Below are 10,678 nucleotides of genomic sequence, written 5' to 3' on the forward strand. Positions count from 1 at the left end.
AGCACCGATCCCTTTTGTTCAAGAGGGATCCCGTCCCTAGACCCAAACCTGGGCTTCGTTGTCCGTGCCATTGGGAGGATCAATGTTAGGATCGGCGGTGGAATGGGTAAGGCTCAACGCTCTCCCGTCTTCATCGTTTAGGGATCCCTGGCATGTTTCTCACCCAAAGCCCCTACTTTTTGATGGCAGCGCTGGTGGCGATTGCCAGTGGAGCCATCTTCGCGGTTCGGTTCATCAAGCGAGAGGCCTCCGCTGAGTACGACGTGATTTTTGCCACGATGGGCCTGATCTATTCCGTCTGCTTGCTCTTGGAAGGTCAGCGGCTCATCCCGTTGCTGTTCTTTGCGCAGGTGTTGCTGGCGGTGATGGCCGGCTGGTTTGCCATCGAAACCTTCCGTTTGCGGATTCTCTTAAGCGAAAAAGCACGGCAGGTGGGCGGGGCTCGTCCGACCGTTCGGCGGCAAGGCTTCAGCCGCACCTATCCCCCGGATGGCTATGCCCAAGGACGCACGGTTTCCACTCGAGCCGAGGGATCCCGTATCCGCGATACATCCTCTTACAGTCGCTCCATTCCTGGGCGCAGTGGTGAAGATCCTAGCCGTCGCCCCAGGCCCCAACTGACCGGCGATACCCGTGTGCGTCCACGCCGCCGACCCGAAGGGGATGAGTATTACGAGGAACCAGGATCCCGCCCGCGTCAGGACACCGACTACGATGAGCCGGCTCCGCCGCCAGAGGCCCGTCGCCCCCGTCGCCCTGCCGGAGAGTATCCAGAGGATGTGGATGTGCAGGAAGAGCGCAGCACAGGTACAGCTACCCGCCGCCGTCCCCCACGGCTGCCCCAAGACCAAGGGGAAAGCTACGCGGATGAACCTCCCCGCCGTCCTTCCCGCCGCGTTGTCGAAGTAGAGCCAGTAGAAGTGGAGCCAGAAGAGTACGATGACGATCTGTTCTGATAAGCTCTCGACACTGCTCTGAAACTCAATAGGGACAGCGCCAGCCTTGCTTGGGAGGTGTGGTGAATCCGGTTGGATCCCTCAGCCCGTGTTGCGCATCCCGGCGGCAATGCCGTTGATGGTGAGCAGAGCCCCACGCAGAAGTTCAGCTCGGTCGTAGCGTGTTCGTCCGGTGCGGGATCCCTGACGCTCCCGCAGGCGCTTGAGGAGAGAGACTTGAATAAAGCCCAAGGGCACAATAGAGCGGTTGCGCAACTGCACCGAGCGCTTCAAATAAGGGTCGTTCTCCAACAGTTCCCTGTGGCCCGTAATCTGCAACACTATTGTGCGAGTACGGTGCATTTCTTGGGCAATACACTCAAACAGCTCCATCGCCCGCTCTAGACGCTCTGGAGAGCTCATCTCCCGCACGTAGTGACGCGCTATTTGCAGATCCACTTTGGCCAGAGTCATCTCCACTTTGGAGATCACCATGCGGAAGAAAGGCCATTCGCGATAGAGGTGCTGCAGGTGGTTGAGGTTGTGCTCGCCCCTGGCCACGTATTCTTGTAGGGCGGTGCCAACCCCATACCAGGCCGGCAAGAGAAAGCGGCTTTGCGTCCAACTGAATACCCAGGGAATGGCCCGCAGGGATCCGATGTCTTTTTGGCTACCGCTGCGGCGGGCGGGACGGGAGCTGATCTGCAGTTGGCTGATCTCTTCAATGGGGGTGACCTCGTGGAAAAACTCCACAAAGCCCTCCTGCTCGTAGACCAGGTTACGGTACACCTGCCGGGAGCGCTCCGCCAAGGATTCCATCAGGCGCGACCACTCGTGCAGATCGTTGGGGTAGGTGCGCAGTAGGCTGGCCTGGATCACGGCGCTGGTGACGGTTTCCAGGTTAAAAATGGCCAGATCCTGGAGGGAATACTTGGAGGCCAACACCTCTCCCTGTTCGGTAATTTTGATGCGGCCCCCCACACTGCGCCCTGGCTGAGCCAAGATGGCCTCGTAAGCCGGGCCCCCCCCACGGCCCACCGAACCGCCCCGGCCATGGAAGATCTGCAGCTTCACCCCGTAGGATTCGGCCACCGTCTGCAGGCGTTGTTGAGCTTTGTAAATCTCCCAGTTGCTGCTCAAAAAGCCGGAATCTTTGTTGCTGTCGGAGTAGCCCAGCATCACCTCCTGCAGATTTCCCTGCTGAGCCAAGTACTGGCGATAGAAAGGGATCTCCAGCAACTGCCGCAAAACTTCCGGGGCCCGCTTCAGGTCTTCGACGGTCTCAAACAGCGGCACCACCGCCAGGGATCCGCGACCACTGATGGGATCGTAGAGACCCACCTCCTTGGCCATCAGCAGCACCTCCAACAGGTCGCTTAACTGGCGGCTCATGCTGATTACATAGGTTTGGCAAATGGCCAAGCCGAATTCCTGCTGCAGGCGGCGCAGGGTGCGAAAGGTGGCGATCAGCTCTGCCGTTTTCTCGGAAAAGGCGATCTCCAGCGGTATCAGAGGCCGACGGGTTTGTAGCTCCTGCAGGAGAAAGGCGGTTTTTTCCTCTTCCGTCATCTCGTTGTAGGGACGCGGCAAAATGCGCAAGTACTCGAAAATCTCCGTGAGAGCGGCTTCGTGGTAGCTGCTGTCTTGGCGGATATCCAGATGGGCCAGGTGAAAGCCAAACACCTGTACCTGTTGAATGAGATGATCCAACTGACGGCAGGAAAGGCCGCTGTTTTTCAAGCTTTTCTGGATAAGCTGCAAGTCGGCCAGGAATTCTTCCGCGTTGGCATAGGCGTTGTCCACAGGGGGAGGGGTGGGCAAACAAGCGGAGTCGGCCAAGTTGCGGTTGCGCTCCCGCGTCAACTCCAGCCGCCGCTGAATGTAGCTGAGCTTGAGGCGGTAGGGCTCTTGGCGGTATTGCAGCGAAAACGATTCGTAAACCTCAGGCATGAGGCGGTGATCCTGCTCAAGGGCATCCAGCAGTTGGCTGTCCACATCCCCCCAGTGCAGGGAAATGCTCAGGGTTTTGGTGAGAGCCTTCACCGATTCGATGTACTTGCCCAGGATGAGGTTGCGCTGATAGCGAGCCGTTTGCCAGGTAACATCGGCGGTGACGGAAGGGTTGCCATCCCGATCCCCGCCTACCCACGAGCCGAAGTTGCAAAATCCTGCCGGCGGTGGCTCGACGCTGGGAAAAGCTTTTTTCAGGCTGCGGCTGAGGTACTCGTGCAGCAGGGGGATGGCCTGAAACAACACCTCTTCAAAATAGTGCAAAGTGTAATCGACTTCGTTCAAAACAGTCGGCTTGAACTGATGCAACTCGTCGGTACGCCACCAAAGCAAGACTTCTTCCGCCATCTGTTCTTTTATCATCTGGGCCTGCAAAGGCTGGGTTTGTTCTGCCCAATCCAGTTGGCTGAGCAAGCGAGAGAAAGCTCGTTGCTTCTCGCGGATGGTGTGGCGGACGATCTCGGTGGGGTGGGCGGTAAAGACCATGCGAATGTGCAACTGCTCCAGCAATCTGCGCAGTAGGCCCGGCGGCACCCCTTGAGCCCGCAGGTAAGGGAACAGCCGTTCAAATTTTTCGTTTTCTCGCACGGTACGTTGTTGGCTATCCACCATGCGCATGTCCGAGTCTTCTGCCCGTTCGTAGTGCTGTTCAACAATGTTGATCAACTGGAAGAAGAGGGCAAAGGCCCGTGCCGTTTGGATGGTGGCGTCGAGGCTGAGGTACTCGATAATTTGTAGTACCTCTGGGATCGGGTACTCCAGGGCTTGTCCTTCTGGGGAACACATGGAACGCAGTCGCTGCAACAGATCCACCAGAGACTGACCGCACTCCTGCAGGATCACCGATTCCCAGAGTTCTTCCACCAATTGCAGGCGACGGTTCAACAGGTTGTTCCTGCGGTTGAAGGCTTCGTTGACTTGAAGGGAATGGGCCAAGGGATCCCGTTCCCCAAACAGGGATGCCTCCTTCAGCCCGTTGGCAGAACCCGCTGCCCCCTCTGCAGCGGTCAGGTGGGGGGAAGAGGTCATGAAGGCAGCTCCTAGAATAACCATCCCAATATTAGAGCCTGTTTGTCGAAACGGCAGATGTAGCAGGTATCACGCTCAGATTGCGGTCTTCTCCGCGTCGGATTTTGTAGTTGAGCCTACAAATTGCAAGAAAAAAGTGTTTTACTTTCCGAGAGTGCCGGTCTAACGCTTTGCGGGAAGGAGTTCTGGTGGCTGCCACCCTGTTTATCAACGCACATCTGCTGGATCCCGACCAGGGATTGGACAAAATCGGGCAACTGGGTTTTCACGTCGGTGGGGGATTTTTGTCTGCCGGCGGATGAGGCGGGGATCCGCTCAGGGGTGACCACGGTGGTGGAGGCGGGGATCACCTTCCCGGCGTTTTGTGCAACGGTGGCGTCAACTGCCCAGACGCGGGTTTATGCTTTGATCCTTCTCTGCTCTACATCGCCACTGCGGATTTCATCGCCCACCGCCTTAGGCTGGCTGTGGATTGGAAAAATCAAGATCAAGATCTGGACGGGCCAGAGCAGTGATCGAGACCCATCGCCAGGTGGTGGTTGGCCGCAAGGCTCGTCCCACCCTCAAGCTGGGAGAGAGGGAATCACCCACGCTCACTTCCGCTCTGATTCTTGGCGAAGAATATGCCTGCCGATCATGATTCATCTGGGCCGCTTCCCGATGGATGAGGTGTTGGATCCCTCAGATTTGTTGGATCGCCTGCGTTCGGGAGAGATTGTCAGCAACGAACAAAAGGCCCGCGCCCGCGACTACGCATTGCAGGTGGCAGAGCTAGAATCCAAGGCAATTGCAGCTTTCAACCGCAAGTTGGCAGCCTTGTCACCGGCTTGAGCCGCTCTGGAGCGGATGCCCATTTTATGATTTCGGATCAGCAGTGGATGGAACGGTGTCTATCCCTGGCCCGTTCCACACCTCAGCGTCCCTCTCCCAATCCACGGGTGGGCTGCGTGATCGTGCAGGAGGATCGGGTGGTGGGAGAAGGCATTCATCCGGGGGCAGGGCAGCCTCATGCCGAGGTGTTGGCTCTGCAACAGGCGGGATCCCTGGCCAGAGGGGCAACGCTCTACGTCAACCTGGAGCCCTGCAACCACTATGGCCGTACCCCTCCCTGTACCGAGGCCATCCTAGCTGCCGGGATCCGGCGGGTTGTGGTGGGGATGCAGGATCCCAATCCCTTGGTGGCTGGCAAAGGGATCCGACGCCTGCAGGAGGCGGGGATCGACGTGACGGTGGGAGTGCTGGAGCGGGAGTGCCAGGAGCTGAACGAGGGGTTTGCCTTCGCCATTGTGCGGCAACAGTGTTTCGGCCTGCTGAAATACGCCATGACCCTGGATGGCAAGAGCGCCGCCGCCACCGGCCACAGCCGCTGGATCAGCAACCCTCTGGCGCGGCAATGGGTTCACCAACAGCGGGCCTGGCACGATGCGGTGATTGTGGGATCCCGAACCGTTTGGCAGGATAATCCGCGCCTCACCTGTCGCCTGGCGGAGTTGCAGGGATCCCAGCCGTTGCGGGTTGTTCTCAGCCGTTCTCTGAACCTGCCCCCTTCTGCCCATCTGTGGCAGGTGGAAGAAGCGCCGACATTGGTGATCACGGAAGCTGTGGCAACCCATCCTTTGTGGGGATCCCTGGCCAAGCAGGGGGTGGAGCTGCTGCATCTGCCCCAAGTAACCCCCTCGCGGGCGGCACAAGTGCTCTTTCAGCGGGGGTGTCTAAGTGCCCTCTGGGAATGCGGGGGTACGCTGGCCTGGGCAGCCCTCAAAGATGGGGCGATCCAGAAAGTAGCCGCCTTTATCGCTCCCAAGATCCTGGGGGGAGCCGATGCGCCAACCCCGGTAGCAGGCGAGGGGATCCCTGATGTCAACCAAAGCTGGCAACTGGTGGAGCCGCGGCTGGAGACCTTGGGGGATAACTGGTTGATCATCGGAAAGATCTCCTCTTCAGTTGGCCACAGTGACTTACTACAGTAACCAGCCAGTAACCAGCTTTCAATTGCCATGAGGTTTCTGAACGAACAGGCTGCTGTCTTTTCAATGTAAATGGATATACTCATCAGAAAAACACGGCATTTCTGCAAAGTGGGGTTCAGAATTGAGCTCAATTGTGCTAGGCTGGTCAATGTTTTGGGGGGGTCAATTGACGTTTTGGTAAGGTCAGCAAAATCAAGCTGTAGGGATCTATCGAGATTTTCCTAAGGTGAGCCTTGCAAACGGCAACGACGAAGACTCTAGCCTCTTTGTCCAGCCCTTCTTTGCTTGCCCAGTGAGCGGCTTGAAAGTCGTCCTATCTCATTTTCAAGTACAAATCCCAGGATAAGGAAGGGCATTGTGTTGAATCTTTTTGCCAGCCTGCTGTTTGCATCCGCTTTCCTCAGCCCATCGGGAAACGTCGTCATCGAGGGGGATCCAGGGGAGTGGGTTTTCGCCGATCATCAAGTCCTAGAAGGGGTTACTCTAACCCTTCTCACACGGCCCGGAGAGAGCTTGGCCTCTTGGAGAGAAATGCTCTCCGTCATGGACGTTCATGTCGAGGGATCGCCGCGCTTTCTCGCCAACCACATGCGGGACAACATCCTGGCCAACTGTCCCCAAACGACTTGGGAGTTCCATCGGGAGAGCGAAGAAGATGTGCTCTACGAGTTTCGCAGTGCTGGCTGTCGTGGAACGGTGAGTGGAGTTGAGGAACATGAGATTGGCCGGATCACCCGAGGCCCAAGCGGCAGTGTGCGCATTGCCTATGCCGCAAAGCCAGAGATGACGTCCGAAGTGCGAAGCCGCTGGCTGAACTTACTGGGCAGCGAGGTGGGGACAGCTCAGGGTTTTCCCATTCGCAACCTCAGCGGGGCGGCTGCACAGCCTTCTTCCCCGGTTTCGGAAGCCCCAACCGCAGAGCGGCAGATCGCCCGGTGGCTGCAGGAAGCAACCGATGCCCTGAAGCAGCAGGAAGATTTGCTGGCCGAGCTGGATCGCCTAGGTCAGGAAGCGCAAGCAGATGCCCGTGCCTACAGCCAAGGAACCCCCAAAGAGGCGGGGCTAAGGACAATCGGCCTGTACCGAGGTCGGGGGGACGGCAGCCCTGGCGAGGCCACAACCGAGTTCAAGACCACTGACACCTTGATCTGGGCCATCTTGCCGGTGGGCAACCTTCCTGCCAACGCCAAGGTGGAGATGCTCTGGTACTACGAGGGCGGAGAAGCTGGGGGCGAGCAACTGATCCGCAGGCTAGATGTTCCCTGGGATCCCGGCGACACGGTGCAAGGCTATTTGAGCTTCAGCCAGCCCTACACCGGCCGCTACCGCGTCGAGATTCATGTCAACGGCGAGAAGGTGGGAGTTGGCCGCTTCACAATCCAATAGTCTCCTGCAAGAAGTACCCCTCCTACGGGGTTACACAGGCTTGGGGGTGGACAATCTCCATCACCAACTCCGACGGGGTGAAGACTGTTGTGCTGGGATCCAGAGGGGGGCTTGCTATCCTCGACGGGTTCTGCTGACAGGCCTGGCTTTGAGGTTGTAGATAAGGCTGGTGCGGTATTGCAACAGCAAATTGCGCAGATAAAGGGGCAAGTTGCGTCGGTAGAGGGAGCGGGTTTTGCGGTAGATAGATTTGCTGCGCCGGTTAATTGCTTGGCTGCGCCGCTGCAAAGAAGTTTGGAGTGGACGTTGGAGTGCCAGGGATCCGGGCGCACGCATCAACCTTGGCCGTACCATGTCCCACCTCAGGAGCAGCGTTGAACGTTGGATCCAGTGTAGGGGATCCTCAGGGGAGCAGCCGCCAGCGGGTCAGCCTATTGCGCAGGCGGTTTGCCCAGCTTGCCGAGATCCCGGCAAAAGCTTCATCCCTCTCCAGATCTTGCAGCAACTGCCGACCCAGAGGTGCCAGACGGTACCGGTCGGTGATCCCCTGCCCATCCACTTCCCGTCGCAACAGCCCTACGTAAACTACCCGACCCTGACTGCTTCGCAGTACAGGGCGGGCTTTCGGTAGCCCTGCAGTTGGCAAGCCAACCACGGGCCTCTAGGCTGGTTTACAGCAGCCCCCAAAAGCGCAATCACATTCGCACCATTCAAATCCGCATCCCCTTCCCATCCACAGTGTCCACACTTAAACTTCTTTCCACTGCGGTAGGATTGCGCAGGGTCGGGATGAATGTGCAAACACCGGTGGCAGGTCTGCGACGTGTAGGCAGGCGGCACAAGAATCAGAGCAACCCCCGCACGCAGAGCCTTGTACTCCAAAAATTGACGGAGTTGATAAAACGCCCAACTGTTGGCCCTGCGCCGTTCGGCTTTGCTGCGTGGCTGTTGATTGACCCTTTCCCGGATCCCTGTCAAGTCTTCCAGAGCAATAGCGCTGTTTGTCGCCTTTGCCCTAGAGACAATAGCTTTGGAGATGCGATGATTGACCCACGCCTGAAAGCGCCTCTCCTTGCCAGACAGCCGTTGCAACAGTTCTCTGCATCTGCGCCGCCAACTGCGGGTGCCCTTACTGGCTTTGCGTTGGAGTGCCGCCCTCAGCTTGGAGTAGTGGTCTCGGACTCTGTTCAACTGCTGTCCATTCCAATTGTCCCCGTCTGACGTATGGGCAATATCCGTCCTCCCCAAGTCCACCCCCAGCACTCTGCCCGTGCGTTGCGGTGGGGATGGCTCCGCTTCCACACAGATCTGAATAGAGTAGGAACCGTCTTTACGCTTGACCAGAGTGGCGGATTTGGGGTTGGAGCCTGCCAACTGTTCTCTCTGGTAGCGGCCAATCGCCAGCTCAAAGCGCTCCCGACCCTCCACCGTGGTCAGCGACACCGTCCAGTCTTTCTCGCGGAACGAAAAGATACGGGCATCGTAGGTCGCAAAGCCTCTCTTGAACGCTTTGACCGGACGGTTTTTCTGTCGGGCAACTTTACGGGCACCGGCCAGCCGTCTGCAGACCTGCTGGGCCAGATTACTGGACAAGCCAAACCGAGCGCGAATCTGGTAATAGCAAAGGGACTGGAGTTTGACTGCGTTGACTACTTTTTCTGGTGTGTTTTGGTTGACCCAGTTCAACGCCTGCACAAAGGCATCCATTGTCGCATCCAACTTTGCGGCTTGCGACTGGGACGCCTTGAGCTTGCAGGAGACGGTCAGGACGTGGGTCATGGTTCTATCATAACTTCCGCATTCCTCCCGACACTGACCCTATGGGTACAGTGCGGGGCTCCTGCGATTTCTAGCTGACTCAGAGTCATGGAGCATGAGGGACAAGGGGAGTCCCTATGTTCTTATTCAATTCTGTCAATGGCCGTTGAGCAGCAGGCTTGTTACAATAAATTACGATATGTTGATCATCCTTGCCATTGTTGTCCTCCTGGGATTCTGGGCGCTGCGCTTGATGGAGCAGGCTTTTCAGAGTCAGGAGTTCTCGCGCATGTTGGCAGGGACACTGGTGGCTGTGGCTGCCGGCGGCGTCTTGACCTGTTACTTTTTGATGAGCGATACCCTGCAGATGTTGTTTCATCTGCAAGCGCAGTCCCCCTCTTCCTACTCTCAAGATCTGCTCTCCGATTTGAGCTGGCTTGACTAGGCCAATTGGGTTGCTAGCCAGGCTTGAATGCTTCGAATCATCTGGTGATTGGGGGCCAGTAGGTTCTGGTAGATCAACTGTCCAAAAGCATCGATGGGGCTGAACTCTTGCCCGACTTGGAAAGGATAGCTAAAACCCAGTGGAGTGAGGTGATCCCCCTCGAGATGCTGCCACTCGGTGTGGCCTTGATACTTGCGGCAAAGCTGTTGGTAGAGCAGAGGAATGTCGTCAATATCATCCTGTCGAAATTCTACGAGCAGGTTGTGTCTAACCGGATACTGCTCCTCAATTAAGCGGTTGGTTTCTGCTGGGGAAGGCTCGAACTCTAACCACAGATTCACAGGTGGCGAGGAGGATCCCATCCACATCCGCCACAGATCGGCAAGCTGTTGTTGAGGCCAAGCTTGAGCCAACAGCCGCAGCAATGGCAAAGCCCGATCTAGCCCGGCATTGCTGTAGGCCAGGAAAATATTGCCTCGCCGCTGGGATCCCAGAGAAGGAACGGCTAGACAAGAGAGGATCTGCAACTTACAGCCCAGGCTATGACCCAAACCAAACAGGGGCAACTCCAGCAAACCCTTGCTTTGCAGGCTTCTGTGCAAAGATTGGGCTGCGCTGAGCGCCAGTTGGGCGTGATCGATATCGGTGGTGTAGGGAGTAGCAACAACGGCCATGCCCATACGGGCCAGTTCTTCCAGCAGGCGGCTGTAGAACACTTGCGGGGCAGCTCCCACAAAAGCTCCACCCAGAAAGTGAACGACGGCGCGGGGTTGAGGGGGCAGAAGGAACCAAGTATGCCCATCCGTTTGCCAAGTCGGTGCCATGGTGTTGCAACCTCGCCTGCGAGTTTGTTGAAGCTTTCCCCATAACCCAGCGCTCGGCAGATCCCACTTTGCCCACTTTACGCCGGTTCCCTGCGCTGGCCAGCCCCTGGAACTCATCCTAATGGACATCTTGCCCAGACAGGGGATCCCCAGTTAACTTCTGATGCAGCAGGCAAAACTGATACATTTACGCTGAACACTGCTGACCATTACTGCTCAACGGTGCAGCGATAGCATTCTGTCCGTTTCCGAACAGAAAGGCGGTATCCCGCAAAGCTCTGAGCATAACACCCAGAGCGCCTTGCCAATCTCGTGGTAGCC

The 10,678-nt window shown here is 57.5% G+C and carries 10 protein-coding genes and 1 pseudogene; 5 read left to right on the forward strand and 6 right to left on the reverse strand.

What is annotated here, in order from left to right; genetic code table 11:
* Positions 1-152: 152 nt before the first annotated feature.
* Positions 153-956, forward strand: coding sequence for a Ycf66 family protein (locus tag ACVWYY_RS01450; RefSeq protein ID WP_414408159.1), 804 nt, complete (start codon positions 153-155; stop codon positions 954-956).
* 81 nt (positions 957-1,037) lie between these two features.
* Here the strand turns inward: ACVWYY_RS01450 and ppc are convergent, their stop codons facing one another.
* On the reverse strand, positions 1,038-3,974 hold the full coding sequence (ppc, locus tag ACVWYY_RS01455) for a phosphoenolpyruvate carboxylase (RefSeq protein ID WP_457439364.1): 2,937 nt from the start codon (positions 3,972-3,974) through the stop codon (positions 1,038-1,040).
* 273 nt (positions 3,975-4,247) lie between these two features.
* Here ppc and ACVWYY_RS01460 point away from each other — a divergent pair, with 273 nt between their 5' ends.
* The 3 genes from ACVWYY_RS01460 to ACVWYY_RS01470 all read left to right on the forward strand — a co-directional run bounded on the left by ACVWYY_RS01460 (position 4,248) and on the right by ACVWYY_RS01470 (position 7,330).
* Positions 4,248-4,805 carry a hypothetical protein gene (locus ACVWYY_RS01460; protein ID WP_457439366.1) on the forward strand — a complete coding sequence of 186 codons (558 nt, stop codon included), beginning with the start codon at positions 4,248-4,250 and terminating at the stop codon, positions 4,803-4,805.
* A 26-nt stretch (positions 4,806-4,831) separates the two neighbouring features.
* Entirely contained in the window at positions 4,832-5,944 is a 1,113-nt protein-coding gene (gene ribD, locus ACVWYY_RS01465; RefSeq protein ID WP_457439368.1) for a bifunctional diaminohydroxyphosphoribosylaminopyrimidine deaminase/5-amino-6-(5-phosphoribosylamino)uracil reductase RibD, read from the forward strand.
* Positions 5,945-6,301: 357 nt separating this feature from the next.
* Positions 6,302-7,330, forward strand: coding sequence for a hypothetical protein (locus ACVWYY_RS01470; RefSeq protein ID WP_457439370.1), 1,029 nt, complete (start codon positions 6,302-6,304; stop codon positions 7,328-7,330).
* Positions 7,331-7,444: 114 nt separating this feature from the next.
* Here ACVWYY_RS01470 and ACVWYY_RS01475 read toward each other — a convergent pair whose 3' ends face one another.
* Genes ACVWYY_RS01475 through ACVWYY_RS01485 form a run of 3 tightly spaced genes read right to left on the reverse strand, consistent with a single transcriptional unit; the run spans position 7,445 to position 9,109 of the window.
* Positions 7,445-7,684, reverse strand: a complete 240-nt coding sequence (locus tag ACVWYY_RS01475; RefSeq protein WP_414390845.1) for a hypothetical protein — start codon at positions 7,682-7,684, stop codon at positions 7,445-7,447.
* 49 nt (positions 7,685-7,733) lie between these two features.
* The gene (locus ACVWYY_RS01480) at positions 7,734-7,901 is read right to left on the reverse strand and encodes a hypothetical protein (RefSeq protein WP_457439372.1); all 168 of its coding nucleotides are present in this window, start codon (positions 7,899-7,901) and stop codon (positions 7,734-7,736) included.
* 14 nt (positions 7,902-7,915) lie between these two features.
* A complete protein-coding gene (locus tag ACVWYY_RS01485) occupies positions 7,916-9,109 on the reverse strand; it encodes an RNA-guided endonuclease InsQ/TnpB family protein (RefSeq protein WP_457439374.1) in 1,194 nt (397 codons plus the stop codon).
* A gap of 178 nt (positions 9,110-9,287) precedes the next feature.
* Here ACVWYY_RS01485 and ACVWYY_RS01490 point away from each other — a divergent pair, with 178 nt between their 5' ends.
* Positions 9,288-9,533 (forward strand): hypothetical protein, encoded by a 246-nt coding sequence (locus ACVWYY_RS01490; protein ID WP_414419019.1) that lies wholly within the window; start codon positions 9,288-9,290, stop codon positions 9,531-9,533.
* On the opposite strand, the gene ACVWYY_RS01495 is transcribed toward ACVWYY_RS01490, so the two are convergent.
* Together ACVWYY_RS01495 and ACVWYY_RS01500 are read right to left on the reverse strand one after the other, a co-directional pair.
* Entirely contained in the window at positions 9,530-10,357 is an 828-nt protein-coding gene (locus ACVWYY_RS01495) for a DUF1350 family protein (protein ID WP_457404030.1), read from the reverse strand. The two genes, ACVWYY_RS01490 and ACVWYY_RS01495, sit on opposite strands and share 4 nt — an antisense overlap.
* 187 nt (positions 10,358-10,544) lie before the next feature.
* Positions 10,545-10,678: pseudogene (locus ACVWYY_RS01500) on the reverse strand (RNA-guided endonuclease InsQ/TnpB family protein); the annotation flags it as partial.

Source organism: Thermostichus sp. MS-CIW-34, assembly GCF_054060435.1.